Origin of the sequence: Pseudomonas sp. NPDC089422, assembly GCF_044749405.1 — a bacterium.
GTDB lineage: Bacteria > Pseudomonadota > Gammaproteobacteria > Pseudomonadales > Pseudomonadaceae > Aquipseudomonas.
In genome coordinates, this window is sequence record NZ_JBIVHW010000006.1 from 22902 (window position 1) to 38524 (window position 15623).

General features: G+C 64.8%; 10 protein-coding genes and 1 pseudogene. 6 read left to right on the forward strand and 5 right to left on the reverse strand.

Annotation, left to right across the window (positions count from 1 at the left end):
* Positions 1–125 precede the first annotated feature (125 nt).
* Positions 126–1982 (forward strand): acetyl-CoA hydrolase/transferase C-terminal domain-containing protein, encoded by a 1857-nt coding sequence (locus ACIPZ8_RS12700; protein WP_400723350.1) that lies wholly within the window; start codon positions 126–128, stop codon positions 1980–1982.
* Between the two features lie 118 nt (positions 1983–2100).
* On the opposite strand, the gene ACIPZ8_RS12705 is transcribed toward ACIPZ8_RS12700, so the two are convergent.
* The gene (locus tag ACIPZ8_RS12705; protein ID WP_003253535.1) at positions 2101–2673 is read right to left on the reverse strand and encodes a xanthine phosphoribosyltransferase; all 573 of its coding nucleotides are present in this window, start codon (positions 2671–2673) and stop codon (positions 2101–2103) included.
* Between the two features lie 65 nt (positions 2674–2738).
* Positions 2739–4748, reverse strand: coding sequence for a DNA helicase Rep (gene rep, locus ACIPZ8_RS12710; protein ID WP_027917001.1), 2010 nt, complete (start codon positions 4746–4748; stop codon positions 2739–2741).
* 299 nt (positions 4749–5047) lie between these two features.
* Between rep and ACIPZ8_RS12715 the strand changes: the two genes are divergently transcribed.
* Entirely contained in the window at positions 5048–6715 is a 1668-nt protein-coding gene (locus ACIPZ8_RS12715) for a putative bifunctional diguanylate cyclase/phosphodiesterase (protein ID WP_400723353.1), read from the forward strand.
* Between the two features lie 54 nt (positions 6716–6769).
* Here ACIPZ8_RS12715 and ACIPZ8_RS12720 read toward each other — a convergent pair whose 3' ends face one another.
* The gene (locus tag ACIPZ8_RS12720) at positions 6770–8152 is read right to left on the reverse strand and encodes a NorM family multidrug efflux MATE transporter (protein WP_400723356.1); all 1383 of its coding nucleotides are present in this window, start codon (positions 8150–8152) and stop codon (positions 6770–6772) included.
* Between the two features lie 156 nt (positions 8153–8308).
* On the opposite strand from ACIPZ8_RS12720, the gene ACIPZ8_RS12725 reads away from it, so the two are divergent.
* From ACIPZ8_RS12725 to ACIPZ8_RS12735, 3 genes and pseudogenes are all read left to right on the forward strand, one after another.
* Positions 8309–9235, forward strand: coding sequence for a LysR substrate-binding domain-containing protein (locus tag ACIPZ8_RS12725; protein ID WP_400723359.1), 927 nt, complete (start codon positions 8309–8311; stop codon positions 9233–9235).
* Between the two features lie 200 nt (positions 9236–9435).
* A pseudogene (locus ACIPZ8_RS12730) lies at positions 9436–10476 on the forward strand (Cache 3/Cache 2 fusion domain-containing protein); the annotation flags it as partial.
* Between the two features lie 135 nt (positions 10477–10611).
* Complete coding sequence (locus tag ACIPZ8_RS12735; RefSeq protein ID WP_371915561.1) at positions 10612–11334, forward strand: methyl-accepting chemotaxis protein; 723 nt, start codon at positions 10612–10614, stop codon at positions 11332–11334.
* Between the two features lie 128 nt (positions 11335–11462).
* On the opposite strand, the gene ACIPZ8_RS12740 is transcribed toward ACIPZ8_RS12735, so the two are convergent.
* Both ACIPZ8_RS12740 and ACIPZ8_RS12745 read right to left on the reverse strand, forming a co-directional pair.
* The gene (locus ACIPZ8_RS12740; RefSeq protein WP_400723362.1) at positions 11463–12848 is read right to left on the reverse strand and encodes a VOC family protein; all 1386 of its coding nucleotides are present in this window, start codon (positions 12846–12848) and stop codon (positions 11463–11465) included.
* Between the two features lie 118 nt (positions 12849–12966).
* Complete coding sequence (locus tag ACIPZ8_RS12745) at positions 12967–13857, reverse strand: LysR family transcriptional regulator (RefSeq protein ID WP_400723365.1); 891 nt, start codon at positions 13855–13857, stop codon at positions 12967–12969.
* 136 nt (positions 13858–13993) lie between these two features.
* Here ACIPZ8_RS12745 and ACIPZ8_RS12750 point away from each other — a divergent pair, with 136 nt between their 5' ends.
* Positions 13994–15484 carry an aldehyde dehydrogenase family protein gene (locus ACIPZ8_RS12750; RefSeq protein ID WP_103448501.1) on the forward strand — a complete coding sequence of 497 codons (1491 nt, stop codon included), beginning with the start codon at positions 13994–13996 and terminating at the stop codon, positions 15482–15484.
* Positions 15485–15623: the final 139 nt, after the last annotated feature.

A 15623-nucleotide genomic window follows, 5' to 3' on the forward strand; every position in this document is an offset into this window, starting at 1 on the left:
ACAAGACTCAAGGATGGTGAAGATCCTGTGGGAGCGGCTTTAGCCGCGAAAGGGACGGTACAGGCAACCAACCCGCTTGAGCCCATGTCCAACCCCTGACCCCATGGATGATTCAGGAGGCCCCGATGCACCTTTGCTCCATCGACCAGGCCGTCGAGCAGGTCCTCTCCCGGTTGCCAGCCCACATTCACATGGGGCTGCCGCTGGGCCTGGGCAAGCCCAACGCCTTCGTCAACGCACTGTACGCCCGGGTCCGCGAGCTGCCGGAGCGACGGTTGACGATCTACACCGCGCTCTCGCTTGGCAGGCCACCCCTGGGCGACGGCCTGCAGCGGCGGTTTCTCGAGCCCTTCGTCGAGCGTGTGTTCGCCGATTACGAAGAGCTCACCTACCTCGCCGATCTGCGCAACGACAGCCTGCCGCCGAACATCCGTGTCGAGCAGTTCTTCATGCAACCCGGCAGCCTGCTGCACAGCGAAACCGCCCAGCAGGACTACATCAGCAGCAACTACAGCCATGCCGCGCGCGACATCAACGCCAAGGGCCTGAACCTGATCGCCCAGCTGGTCGCCGCCACGCCGGAGAAGCCCGTCCACCTGAGCCTGGCCTGCAACCCCGACATCACCCTCGACCTGCAGCCGATGATCGCCAAGCGGCGTGCAACAGGTGAAACCATCCTCATGCTCGGCCAGGTGCATACCGAACTGCCCTACATGCCGGGCGATGCGGAGTTGCCGATCGACGCATTCGACCTGTTGATCGACGAAGCGGAGCAGCGCCGGCTGTTTTCTACCCCGAACATGCCGGTTACCACCCAGGACCACTGCATCGGCTTGCACGCCAGCACACTGGTGCGTGACGGTGGCACCCTGCAGATCGGCATCGGCGCCATGGGGGATGCGCTGGCAGCAGCGTTGCTGGCGCGCCAGGGTGACAACGAAGGCTATCGTGCGCTGCTCGACGAGCTGGACGTCGGCCCATGGCAAGCGCTGATCGAGCGGGAAGGGGGCCTGGATGCCTTCGCCCAGGGCCTCTACGGCTGCAGCGAAATGTTCGTCAACGGCCTGCTGGCGCTGGTCGAGGCCGGTGTGGTGCGGCGCCCGGCGGATGAGCACGGCGTGTTGGTGCATGGCGGCTTCTTCCTCGGCCCGCAGGCGTTCTACCAGCGCTTGCGCGAGATGCCGCTGGAGCAGCGTGGCCGGTTCGTCATGACCCGCATCAGCTTCATCAACGAACTGTACGGCCAGGAAGACCTCAAGCGCCGCCAGCGCCGCGATGCGCGCTTCGTCAACACGGTGTTCGGCATGACCCTGCTTGGCGCCGGGGTGGCCGACCAGCTGGAGGACGGGCGCGTACTGAGCGGGGTCGGCGGGCAATACAACTTCGTTGCCCAGGGCCATGCGCTGGAGGGCGGGCGCTCGATCCTGCTGCTGCGCAGCTGGCGCGAGTCGGGTGGGGAGGTGACGTCCAACCTGTTCTGGCGCTACGGCCACTGCACCATCCCCCGCCACCTGCGCGATATCGTGGTGACCGAATACGGCATTGCCGATTTGCGTGGGCAGACCGACAGCGAGGTGATTGCGCGGCTGCTGGCGGTGAGTGATTCGCGCTTTCAGGGCGAGTTGATGGAGCAGGCCAAGCGTGCCGGCAAGCTATCCAGGGACTTTCAGCTGGATGCGCGCTTTGCCGACAACACCCCAGAGCGGCTGGAGGCCATCAAGGCGCGGCATGCACGGTTGTTCCCGGAGTATCCGCTGGGCACGGATTTCACGGCAGAAGAACGGGATCTGTTGCGGGCGCTGAACTGGTTGAAGAGCAAGTTCAAGCTGAGCGAAGTGCTGGAGCTGGGCAAGGCGGCACTGGAGGCGCCGGGGCCGGAAGGGTATGAGGCGCACCTGGTGCGGATGCAGCTCGACAAGCCGCAGGGGTTGAAGGAAGAGCTGTATCAGCGGTTGTTGCTGGCGGGGTTGGCGGCTACCTGACGATCGCCGGGGCTGCTTTGCAGCCCATCGCGACCTGCGGTCGCTCCTACAGGGGATCGCGTTCCTTCGTAGGAGCGACCGCAGGTCGCGATGGGCCGCAAAGCGGCCCCAATGGCCATCACTCGATAAAGCTGACCACACCACCTTCCAGCGACTTCACCCGGGCCAGCGATTCAACGCGGTAGCCCTGGCTGTCCAGCTCGGCACGGCCGCCCTGGAACGACTTCTCGATGACGATGCCCAGGCCGGCAACGGTCGCACCGGCCTGCTTGATGATCGAGATCAGCGCCTGCGATGCCTTGCCATTGGCCAGGAAGTCGTCGATCACCAGCACGCGGTCGCTGCTGTTGAGGTGGCGCGGCGAGATGGCCACGGTGTTCTCGGTCTGCTTGGTGAAGGAGTACACCGAGGCGGTCAGCAGGTTCTCGGTCAGGGTCAGCGACTGGTGCTTGCGCGCGAAGATCACCGGTACGCCCAGCTTCAGGCCTGTCATCACCGCCGGGGCAATGCCCGAGGCTTCGATGGTGACGATCTTGGTCACGCCGGCATCGGCGAACAGGCGGGCGAACTCGTCACCGATCAGCTGCATCAGCGCCGGGTCGATCTGGTGGTTGAGAAACGCGTCGACTTTGAGAACCTGGTCGGAAAGCACGATGCCTTCTTCGCGAATCTTCTGATGCAGTGCTTCCACTGTGGTATTCCTCGATGTAACAAAGGTGGCCGCTGAAAGCGGCAGATTTAAAGAATAAGGGTTGATCAGCGTTTGAGCATCGCCCGGATATCGGCCAGGGCGTTGTTGCCGCGAGCGGCCTTCACCTCGACCGGCGCGTCGTCCAGGCCTTCCCAGGCCAGGTCGTCCGGTGGTAATTCATCAAGGAACCGGCTCGGCGTGCAGTCGATGATCTCACCGTACTGCTTGCGCTTGGCGGCGAAGGTGAAGGCCAGGGTCTGGCGCGCGCGGGTGATGCCCACGTAGGCCAGGCGGCGTTCCTCTTCGATGGTGTCGGCCTCGATGCTGGAGCGGTGGGGGAGGATCTCCTCCTCCATGCCCATGATGAACACGTAAGGGAATTCCAGGCCCTTGGAGGCGTGCAGGGTCATCATCTGCACACCTTCGGCGTTTTCTTCCTCTTCCTGCTGGCGCTCGAGCATGTCGCGCAGCACCAGCTTGCCGATGGCGTCCTCGATGGTCATGTCACCCTCTTCGTCCTTCTCGAGGGTGTTCTTCAGCGCTTCGACCAGGAACCAGACGTTGCTGATGCGGAACTCCGCCGCCTTGTCGCTGGCGGTCTGCTGGCGGATCCAGTTCTCGTAGTCGATGTCGCGGATCATCTCGTGCAGCGCGGCAATCGGGTCTTCCAGGGCGACCTTGTGGCGCACCCCGTCGAGCCAGTGCTTGAAGCGCTGCAGGCGCTCGGTGTAGCGGGCGTCCAGGTGCTCGCCCAGGCCCAGCTCTTCGCTGGCGGCGTACATCGAGATGCCGCGCTCGGTGGAATAGTTGCCGAGCTTTTCCAGGGTGGTCGAGCCGATTTCCCGGCGCGGCACGTTGATCACCCGCAGGTAGGCGTTGTCGTCGTCCGGGTTCACCAACAGGCGCAGGTAGGCCATCAGGTCCTTGACCTCCTGGCGGCCGAAGAAGCTGTTGCCGCCCGACAGGCGATACGGCACCTGGTGGTGCTGCAGCTTCAGTTCGATCAGCTTGGCCTGGTAGTTGCCGCGGTAGAGGATGGCGAAATCGCTGTAAGGACGGTTGGTGCGCAGGTGCAGGGTGAGGATCTCCATGGCCACGCGTTCGGCCTCGGCTTCCTCGTTCTTGCAGCGGATCACGCGGATCTCGTCGCCCACGCCCATCTCGCTCCACAGCTGCTTTTCGAAAGCATGCGGGTTGTTGGCGATCAGCACGTTGGCGCAGCGAAGGATGCGGCTGGTGGAGCGGTAGTTCTGTTCGAGCATGACGATCTTCAGGGAGGGGTAGTCCTCCTTGAGCAGCATCAGGTTCTCGGGGCGCGCGCCACGCCAGGCGTAGATCGACTGGTCGTCATCGCCCACCACGGTGAACTGGTTGCGCATGCCGATCAGCATCTTCACCAGCAGGTACTGGCTGGCGTTGGTGTCCTGGTATTCGTCCACCAGCAGGTAGCGCACGCGGTTCTGCCAGCGTTCGAGCACGTCGGGGTGCTCCTGGAACAGCTTGACCGGCAGCAGGATCAGGTCGTCGAAGTCCACCGCATTGAACGCCTTGAGCGTGCGCTGGTAGTGGGTGTAGACGATGGCGGCGGTCTGCTCGCGCGGGTTGCGCGCCTTTTCCAGCGCTTCGGCGGGCAGGATCAGGTCGTTCTTCCAGGCACCGATCATGTTCTTGATCTCGTCGATGCCGTCGTCGCCGGAGTATTCCTTCTGCATGATGTCCGACAGCAGGGCCTTGATGTCGGATTCGTCGAAGATCGAGAAGCCCGGCTTGTAGCCCAGGCGCTCGTGTTCCTTGCGGATGATGTTCAGGCCCAGGTTGTGGAACGTGCACACCGTCAGGCCCCGGCCTTCCCCCGGACGCAGCAGGGTGGCGACCCGCTCCTTCATCTCGCGGGCGGCCTTGTTGGTGAAGGTCATCGCCACGATGTACTGGGCACGGATGCCGCAGTTCTGGATGAGGTGGGCAATCTTGCGCGTGATCACGCTGGTCTTGCCCGAGCCAGCACCGGCGAGCACCAATAGAGGGCCGCCGACGTAGTCACGGGCTTCCTGTTGCCGGGGATTGAGTCGGGACATGCTAGAAACCGGGGGTCGCCAGAAAATAGCCGCGCATTCTAACAGGCATGGGCCACTTGTGGCGCGACCGTCTGACGTTTGAGTCAGACTTTTGTTCAGGGCTAAGCATTAGTGAAACTAATGCTATTCACCGGAAAAATCGTAATTGCCGGTTTGACGACTTTCGCGCAGGATGCACGTCAAAATGCGACGGGAGGCACTGTAGGCAAAGGATATGTCTAAAAGTGAAAATCATTTTCATTTATGCAGTAGCATGTCCGACATCCAACGCTACACCTTTCGAGCCTTAAGGAGCCCGCTTGTCCACGCCTGTCGAACCTTTGCGTTTGCTGCTGTTGGCTGATGAGCCGGAATGGGCCGCCTTATTACGCGAATGCCTGCTGCCGCTTGACGGTAGCGCCGTATTGCTGACCGCGCCGAACTGGGCGGCAGTCGATACCCTGTTCAGCCATGATCGCCAGGCCGTGGTGCTGGCCACGCCGGCATTGCAGCCTGCCCCCGGGCGCTGTGAACTGCCGACCATTCTGTTGCTCGACCATGAACCTGAGACGTCGCCCACTGGCGTCAGTGACTGGCTGGTACGCGACCAGCTCAACGTCGATGCCCTGCGCCGCTCGCTGCGCCATGTGCGTGAGCGTGGTGTGCTGGTGGCCACGTTGCAGCGCCTGGCCGAGCAGGACCCACTGACCGGCATCGCCAACCGCCAAGGCTTCCAGGCCCTGCTGACCACGCGCCTGGCCGAGAACGAAGGCCGCGGCGTGGCCCTCGGCCACCTGGACCTGGACAACTTCCGCCATGTCAACGACGCCCTTGGCCATCAGTGCGGCGACCGCCTGATCCTGCAAGTGGTGGCGCGCCTCAAGCAGCAACTGGAAGCCGGTGACCAGCTGGCGCGCCTGGGCAGCGATGAATTCGCCCTGCTGATCGACACGCGCCGCGATGCCAACCGCGCCGAATGGATCGCCGAGCGCATCGTCGAGGCGCTGGCCGAACCCTACTGGATCGACGGCGAAAGCCTGCTGCTCGGCTGCAGCCTGGGCCTGGCCCACGCCCGTGCCCAGGGCGGGCCCGACCCGCTGATGTGGCATGCGCACATCGCCATGCGCCAGGCCAAGGGCAGCCAGGGCTGTACCTTCCACGTGTTCAACGAACGCATCAACCGCAACGCGCGCAGCCTGGCCGACCTGGAAAGCGAGCTGCGCCGGGCGCTGCGCCGCGACGAACTGGAGCTGCACTACCAGCCGCGGCTGAACCTGGCCGATGGGCGCATCGTCGGCCTCGAGGCCCTGGTACGCTGGCGCCATGCCGAGCGCGGCCTGCTGCCGCCCAGCGAGTTCGTGCCGCTGGCCGAACAGAGCGGGCTGATCGTGCCGCTGGGCTACTGGGTGATTTCCCGTGCCCTGCGTGACATGCAGGCGCTGCGCGAGCAGGGGCTTGCGCCGCTGCACATGGCGGTGAACCTGAGTTTCCGCCAGTTCCAGGACAGCCAGCTGCTGGCCACCCTGAGCCGGTTGATCATCGAGCACGGTGTGGATGCCCGTTGGCTGGAATTTGAACTGACCGAAACGGCGGTAATGCGCCGCAACGAGCTGGTGCGCCAGACCATGGACGCCCTCGGGCGGCTGGGGGTGCGCTTCTCGCTGGACGACTTCGGTACCGGTTTCTCGTCGTTCGTGCACCTGAACAGCCTGCCGATCACCTTGCTCAAGGTCGACCGCAGCTTCGTTGCCGAGATGGAGATGCGCGAAGAGAACCGCAAGCTGGTGCACGCCATGATCAACCTGGCGCACAACCTCAACCTGGAGGTGGTGGCCGAGGGTGTGGAAAGCCCGGAACAGATGGCCTTGCTGCGCGGGTTTGGCTGTGACCAGGTGCAAGGGTTCCTGGTCAGCAAGCCGCTGCCGGTAGAAGAGCTGATGGAATATCTGCTGCAGGCGTCGGAGCGACAGCTCGTAGCCGCCCTCTAGGGGCCTCTTCGCGGGTTTATCGAGGCGTCGAACCGCCGCGAAAGGGCCCTCCAGTCAGGCCGATACAGCAGCCCCAACCCCGGCCTTGCCCAGCAACCGCTTCATCCGCCACTCGAAGCCGATGGTCAGCGCGACCGCGGCACAGGCCAGCCCCAGTGCCAGCCCCCACCACACCCCCACGGCCCCTCCACCCAGGGTAAAGGTGAACAGCCAGGCACTCGGCGCCCCTACCAGCCAGTAGCAGCACAGCCCGATCAGGAAGGTGGTCTTGGCGTCCTTCAAGCCACGGATCGAACCCATGGCAATGGTCTGCATGCCATCGAACAGCTCGAACCACGCCGCCACCATCAGCAACTGCACCGCCAGCTGATAGATCGCGGTAAAGCCGGGGTCGTTACGGTCGATGAACAGCCCCACCAGCGCCTCCGGCAGCAGCAGGAACAACGCCGCAAAGGCAAACATGATCGTCGCCCCGAAGCCGATTCCCACCCGCCCGGCGCTGCGTGCGGCCAGCAGGTTGCCAGCGCCGTAGTACAGGCCTACGCGCATGGTCACTGCATATGACAGCCCGGTCGGTACCATGAACGCGGTCGAGACGATCTGCAGGGCAACCTGGTGCGCCGCCAGCTGCGTGCTGCCCAGCACGCCCATGCACAGCGCGGCGAAGGCGAACAGCCCGACTTCCACCATGTAGGTGCCGCCAATCGGCAGTCCCAACCGCCACAGCTCGCGCAGGGCTGGCAGCGAAGGGCGCGACAGCCCTTTGCGCAGCGGGTAGTCGGCATAGGCCGGGTGCCAGCGGATGTACAGCGCCAAGGCGATGGCCATGCCCATCGACACCACCGCGGTAACCAGGCCAATGCCCATCAGGCCCAGCTTCGGCAGGCCGAACATGCCTTCGATCAGGGCGACGTTGAACAGGTAGTTGAGCACCGTGCCGACCAGGCTGATGACCATCACCGGGGTCGAGCGCCCCAGCGCACTGGTGAAGCCGCGCAGGGCCATGAAGGTCAGGTAGCCGGGCAGGGCCAGTGGCAGCAGGGTGAGGAACTCGGCTGCCGAGTTGACGTTCTCCGGCTGCTGGCCGAACAGCAACAGCACCGGTTTCAGGTTCCACAGCACCAGTGCCGCCACCAGCGCCAGGCCCCAGGCCAGCCACAGGCCGTTCTGCGCCAGGCGGGTGGCGCCCTCGATGTCGTTGGCGCCCTTGCGGATCGCCACCAGGGTGCCCACTGCAGCAATCACGCCCAGGCAGAAGATCGACACGAACGAATAGCTCGCCGCGCCCAGCCCGCCGCCGGCCAGGGCCTGCGGGCTGATGCGGGCCATCATCAGGGTGTCGGTGAGCACCATCAGCATGTGCGCCAACTGCGAGGCGATCAGCGGCCCGGCCAGGCGCAGCAAAGCCTTGAGTTCTGTGGTGGGCGCTACATGCATGGGTGTGGTCCTTGTGCCTGATCCTGTGAGCGAGGGACGATTCTGAGGCTTCGGTCAACTTTGCACAAAAGGATAAAAGCGATGGTTGGCATGAGTTGAACTCATGCATATATGATTCTGAGCATTCCATTCCTATCCCCGGACGACAGGTGCCCCATGTCCCGCCAGCTGCCTCCCCTGTATGCACTGCGCGCATTCGAAGCAGCTGCGCGGCTGAGCTCGTTCACCCGTGCCGGTGAAGAGCTGTCGATCACCCAGAGCGCGGTGAGCCGGCATATCCGCACCCTCGAAGAGCACTTCGCCTGCCGGCTGTTCGTGCGCAGTGGTCGCAGCCTGCAACTGACCGAGGCGGCACGGGTGCTGCTGCCCGGTGTGCGTGAAGGCTTTGCGGCGCTGGAGCGGGCCTGCGATACCTTGCGCGGGGAGGATGACATCCTGCGCATGAAGGCACCGTCGACGCTGACCATGCGCTGGCTGCTGGCGCGGCTGAGCCGCTTTCGGCACCTGCAACCGGGCAACGAGGTGCAGCTGACCAGTGCCTGGATGGATGTCGACCATGTGGACTTCAATCAGGAGCCGTTCGATTGCGCGGTGCTGCTCAGCGACGGGGTGTTCCCGGCGGACTGGGAGGTGCGTCGGTTGTTTTCCGAGCTGTTGATCCCGGTGGGGGCGCCAGACCTGCTGAAGGAGGGGCCGTGGGACGAGAGGCGGCTGGCCGGTATCGAGCTGCTGCACCCGACCCCCGACAAGCGTGACTGGCGCGAATGGCTGGAGCGCATGGGGCTCAGCGACAAAGTCTCGCTCAAGGGCGGGCAGGTGTTCGATACCCTGGAGCTGGGCATGATCGCGGCGGCGCGGGGTTACGGTATTTCGATGGGCGACTTGCTGATGGTCGCCGAGGATGTGGCCCAGGGGCGACTGAGCCTGCCATGGCCAACGGCGGTGCCCAGTGGCATGGATTATTACCTGGTGTGGCCGCGGACCCGGCCAGGCGGGGAGCGGTTGCGGCGGTTGAGCTTGTTTTTGCAGGAAGAGGCAGCAGCGGTCGACCTGCCTGTGGTGGAAATCCTGGCAGCCCTTTGATTGCCTCACTGCCCCGCGTAGAGGCCGGTACAGGCAAAAGGAAAACGTTTGCGAATACCCCGGCCCGACACTCAAGTATTCAAGAGCGACGCCGATCTACTGGCACCAGCGTCCCGGAAGAGGGCGCGATTTCCCGTCTATAACAAGCGGGAGGTCAGCGTGATCAGGGACGATCCCGGCCTCTTGCCAGGAGCTTCTTCATGTCTCAACCGCGTGCCCGAATTGCCTCGCAACTCGGTGTCGCCCTCGCCGTCGTGCTGGCGCTGGTGATTTCCGGCAGTACCCTGTTCGCCCTGCGTGCGCTGGACGACGCCAACCTCGCCACCCGCCAGGCCCACCTGGCCAGCGAAGCGCGGCTGCTGGCCGACCAGCTCGATACCTTCCACGGTTCGCTCAAGGACAACACCCAGCGCCTGAGCGGCCTGTTCGAGCGCCGCTTCGCCTCGGGCCTGTCGCTGCACGCTGGCGAGACCGTGCAGGTCGCAGGCCAGAACACGCCCGCCCTGTACCTGGGCGATCGGCTGCTGAACAACGATTTCCAGGTGGTCGACGAATTCCAGCAGATGACCGCCGGTATCGCGACCCTGTTCGTGCGCAGCGGCGATGACTTCGTGCGCATCAGCACCAACCTCAAGAAGCAGGACGGCACCCGCGCCATCGGCACCCAGCTCGACCGCCAGCACCCGGCCTATACCAAGCTGCTGGCCGGGCAGATGTACGTCGGCCGTGCCGTGCTGTTCGAACGCAACTACATGACCCGCTACGTGCCGGTCAGCGACAGCAGCGGCCGGGTGATCGCGGTGTTGTTCGTCGGCTTCGACTACACCGACGCGCAGAACGCCCAGTTCGCCAACCTCAAGCGCTTCCGGATCGGTGAGACCGGCTCCCTGGCCATTCGCGATGAAAAAGGCCAATGGCTGGTGCCGCCGGCCAATGCCGACCAGGACCTGTTCAGCGCCAGCGCGCCGTTCGCCGAGGGCCCTTGGACCGTGGTCGCCAGCATGCCGAAGGCGGAAATCCGCGAGGTGACCTGGAGCGTCGGCATGCGCCTGGCCATCGGCAGCCTGCTGGCGATGCTGCTGGCCGTGGCCGCCACCCTGTGGCTGCTGCGCCGCAAGCTGCGGCCGCTGGATGACCTGGTACGCCAGGCCGAGGCACTGGGTGCCGGCGACCTGAATGCGCGCCTGAGCGTGACCAGCCATGACGAGATCGGCCAGCTGGCGCGCAGCTTCAACCAGATGGGCGAGGCGCTGGCGACCATGGTCGAGCACATTCGCAGTGCCTCCGAGCAGGTCAGCAGCCGTGCGCGTTCGCTGTCCGGGCTGTCGACCGGTGCCTGTGAAGGCATGGACCAGCAGTCCGGCGAGATCACCAGCATGGCCGGTGCGGTGGAGGAGTTCAGTGCGACTTCGATGAACATCGCTGACAACATGGCCGGTACCGAGCGCATGGCCCGCGACAACGCCCAGCAGACCCGCATCGGCCGCAGTGCCATGGACGAAGCGTCGAGCTCGCTACGGCAGATTGCCGAAGCGCTGGGCGGTACCGCCACGGTGATGGACAGCCTGGGCGCCCGCTCGCAGGAGATTGGCGGCATCATCAGCGTAATTACTGCGATTGCCGAGCAGACCAACCTGCTGGCGCTGAACGCCGCCATCGAGGCTGCCCGGGCCGGTGAGCAGGGCCGTGGCTTTGCCGTGGTCGCGGATGAGGTGCGCGGGCTGGCCGCGCGCACGCGCCAGGCAACCGATGAGATTTCCGGGATGATCACCAGCATCCAGCAGCAGACCGGGCACGCCATCAATACCCTGGAACAGGGTAATCAGCTGATGCAGGAAGGGCTGGCGCGCAATGACAAGGTTGCCGAGGCGCTGGCACGGATCGATGAGCAGAGCCGTACGGCGGGTGAGCAGTTTGCCGTGATCAGCACGGCGACCCAGGAGCAGAGCAGCACGGCGACGGTGCTCAGCCGCAACCTGCAGAGCATTGCCCAGGCCAACAGCGAGCAGCGGGACGTGGCCAATGAGCTGGCCTTTACCGCACGGGAGCTGGAAGGGCTGGCGGCGCAGCTGCGCCAGGAAGTGGACCGCTTCCGCTGAGATTGCAGGGGGGCCGCTTCGCAGCCCTTTCGCGACACAAGGCCGCTCCTACAGGAGTGCGCGCTGCCTTTGTAGGAGCGGCCTTGTGTCGCGAAAGGGGCGCAAAGCGCCCCCGGCAATCCTGAGCCTTACATCGAACCCAGGTTCAGCGCCTGGGCACAGGCCTGCAACGAGCGCCGCTCGCTCTGCGCATACAGCGCCAGTTCATCCTGCACCTGCAGCCCCAGCGCCGCTTCAAAGGCCTCGCGGTTGGCATTGCTGCCATACTCGGCCTGGCCCTCATCCCCCAGGTTCGACTGGAAGATCCCCGCCGCACTCACCGGCAGGAAGTCCTCGTACACCAGTGCCTCGAAGTGCACATGGCCGGCGTCGATCAGGCCTTCCAGCGTGGTCGGGCGATCCTTCAGGTCGCGCTCCGCCAGACCTTTCTCCGTAGCGAAATAGCGGAAGTACGCCAGCCCCTGCTCACGCATCTGCGCCAGGTCATCCGGGAATGCTGCGAAGCTTTCCTGCAGCAGTGCCCTGTAGCGCTCGGCATTGGCCTCGGCGGGTGCGCCACCCAAGGCCGCGCGGGTGGCATCGAGCAGTTTGTCGTACAGCTGGCGGCCCTTCGGCGTCAGCGCTGCGCCACGCTGTTCGATCTCGCCGAAACGTGCGGTGTGGCTACCCTGGTGATCGCTGAACGCAACCTTCTCCTGCAGCGCCTTGAAGCTGGTCTGGCGCAGCAGGATCGGGTGGCGGCGAGTCGGCGGGCCTTCGACCACGGCTTTCGGCGGGATGCCCTTGGCCGGCATGCCGACCTGGATCGCGTCGATGTCCAGGGTGCGTGGGGTCAGGTGGTTGATGTGCGGACCCTTGAAGGCCACCACGTCGGCGATCAGGCGGTGCTGGTCGTGCAGCTGCTGGTACTGCTCGGCAGTCACCGTGGCATCCTGGTGCCAGCGGAAGGTGTGCAAGGCTTCGCGGACGAACTCGTCGGCATCGGCTGCGTTCAGGCCGCCATCGTGCTCGGATTGGGCAATCAGTTCGAGCGCGCGAGCGGTGAAGATCTTGCGCTTGGCCAGAATGCCCTGGGCCAGCTCACGCAGTGGCAGGTTGTCGATCAGCTCCAGGCGCAGCAGCGAGGTGAACACGCGGAACGGGCTGACGTGCAGCGACTGCTCGTGCACGGCGCGGAACGCGGTGGAGTGCACCGGCACGCCAGCGGAGCTGAGGTCGTAGTAGCCGATCGGCGCCATGCCCATCACCGCGAACAGGCGGGCGATGGTTGCCAGCTCTTCGGCTGTGCCGACGCGGATGGCACCGTGGCGTTCCTGGTCCAGGCGCTCGATCTCACCGGTCCAGCGCAGGGCCTCGGCCACCTTGGGCTGCTCGGCCATGACCTGCTGGTTGATTTCGCTTACCAGCTCCAGCAGCGTGCCGTACAGCGGCACTTCCTGTTTGTACATGAGCGACATGGCGGCAGAGAACTGCGCGCGGATGCTGTCGGGGCTGACGAAATCGTGGGCGGGCATCGCTAGCTTCCTGGGTAGGTTCGGACGCTTACATGAAAGCTGGGAATGCACTTGGCCCACAAGCGAAAAAAAGTGAGCCAGTCATTCCATTATTGATCGACCTTCGGCCCCGGCAATCTCAAGCCTGAAGCTGCTCGCGAATCCATTCCACCAATGCCCGCACCTTGGGCACTTCAGCCGCATGCTCGGCGTAGGCCAGGTAATGCTTGCCGGCACTGCGCATCGCATGATTCCACGGCATGACCAAGCTACCCTCAGCCAGCTCCTTGGCCACCAGGTACTGCGGCACCAACGCCACCCCGCACCCCGCCTGCGCCGCGCTCAGCGCCATGTAGAACGTGTCGAAGCGCGGCCCGTGGTAGGCGCTGACACTGTGCAACCCCAGCTCCAGGAACCACTCATGCCAGGCCTCCGGCCGCGACGTGCTCTGCAGCAGCACCATGTCCGCCAACTCGCGCGCATCCCCCAGCTCACGCCCGGCCAGCAACTCCGGCGCACACACCGGCACCACCTCCTCGCCGAACAGCTCCACGCAGGTAGCCCCCGGCCAGGTGCCCTGGCCGTAGAAGAACACCACGTCCGCCGAGCCCTGCAGCAGGGCGAACGGCTCCATCTCGTTGCGGATGTCGAGGTGGATGTTCGCGTGGCGTTTGCCAAAGCCCTTGAGGTGCGGGATCAGCCAGCGCACGCCAAAACTCGGTTGAGTGGCTACTTTCAATATCTCGGTCTGCTCGCCGTAGGTGAGCACGTAGCGGCTGGACATGTCGACCTGGGTGAGGATCTTGTTGACCTCGGCCAGGTACAGACTGCCAGCGGGCGTGAGTTGCAGGCGCCGGCGGATACGCAGGAACAGGTGGTGGCGCAGCATCTCTTCGAGCTGCGCCACCTGCTTGCTGACCGCACTCTGGGTCAGGTGCAGCTCTTCGGCGGCGCGGGTAAAGCTCAGGTGACGGGCTGCAGCTTCAAAGCACTGCAGGGCGGTCATGGAGGGCACCAGGCGTTTGGACATAGCGGTCTCTGCGGCTCAAATCATTACCTGACGGAATGATAAGCGGAATAAAGGTCGTTTGTTGCACCGGTGTGATCGGATTAATACTGATCCACATCATTTTTCCACCCCATCACCCGATGTAGGAGAAGCACAAATGGTTGCTGGATTGCTCGAGCGCCTTGGCGTTGCCGCCGAGGCTTACACCCAGGGCGACTACCCTGTTCACACGCCGATCGACGGCAGCCAGATCGCCAAGGTGAAATTGCTCGGCAAGGCCGAGACCATCGCCCGTATCGATCAGGCCCAGAGCGCCTTCGAGGCTTGGCGCAGCGTGCCGGCCCCGCGCCGTGGCGAGCTGGTGCGCCTGTTCGGCGAAGTGCTGCGTGAGCACAAGGCCGACCTCGGCGAGCTGGTCTCGATCGAAGCCGGCAAGATCACCCAGGAAGGCCTGGGCGAAGTGCAGGAAATGATCGACATCTGCGACTTCGCCGTCGGCCTGTCGCGCCAGCTGTACGGCCTGACCATCGCCTCCGAGCGCCCGGGCCACCACATGCGTGAAACCTGGCACCCGCTGGGCGTGGTCGGCGTGATCAGCGCTTTCAACTTCCCGGTGGCGGTGTGGGCCTGGAACACCGCGCTGGCCCTGGTGGCCGGTAACTCGGTGGTGTGGAAGCCGTCCGAGAAGACCCCGCTGACCGCCCTGGCTTGCCAGGCGCTGTTCGAAAAAGCCCTGAAAGCCTTCGGCGATGCCCCGGCTGGCCTGGCGCAACTGGTGATCGGCGGCCGTGAAGCTGGCGAGGCCATGGTCGACGACCCACGCGTACCGCTGGTCAGCGCCACCGGCAGCACCCGCATGGGCCGCGAAGTCGGCCCGCGTGTGGCCGCCCGCTTCGGCCGCAGCATCCTCGAGCTGGGTGGCAACAACGCCATGATCCTGGCCCCGAGCGCTGACCTCGACCTGGCCGTGCGCGGCATCCTGTTCTCTGCGGTCGGCACCGCCGGCCAGCGCTGCACCACCCTGCGTCGCCTGATCGTGCACCGCTCGATCAAGGACGAAGTGGTTGCCCGCGTCAAAGCCGCCTACGGCAAGGTGCGCATTGGTGACCCACGCAAGGACAACCTGGTCGGCCCGCTGATCGACAAGCAGTCGTTCGATGCCATGCAGGGTGCACTGGCCAAGGCCCGTGACGAGGGTGGTCAGGTATTTGGCGGCGAGCGCCAGCTGGCCGAGCAGTACCCGAACGCCTACTACGTGTCGCCTGCCATTGCTGAAATGCCGGCCCAGAGCGACGTGGTGCGCCATGAAACCTTCGCGCCGATCCTCTACGTGCTGGCCTACGACGACTTCGAAGAGGCCCTGCGCCTGAACAACGAAGTGCCACAAGGCCTGTCGTCGTGCATCTTCACCACCGACATTCGCGAAGCCGAGCGCTTCCAGAGTGCTTCGGGCAGCGACTGCGGCATCGCCAACGTCAACATCGGCACCAGCGGCGCCGAGATCGGCGGGGCGTTCGGTGGCGAGAAGGAGACTGGCGGTGGTCGTGAGTCCGGTTCCGATGCCTGGAAAGGCTACATGCGTCGCCAGACCAACACCGTGAACTACTCGCGCGAGCTGCCGCTGGCGCAGGGTATCGTGTTCGACTGATGGATTGATGCCGCATGGCCGGGGGCTTCGCCCCCGGTTCGCGGGCAAGCCCGCTCCCACAGGGTCCCCACAGCCTTCGAAACTGTGAGGTCCCTGTGGGAGCGGGCTTGCCCGCGAATGGGCTGCAAAGCAGCCCCAA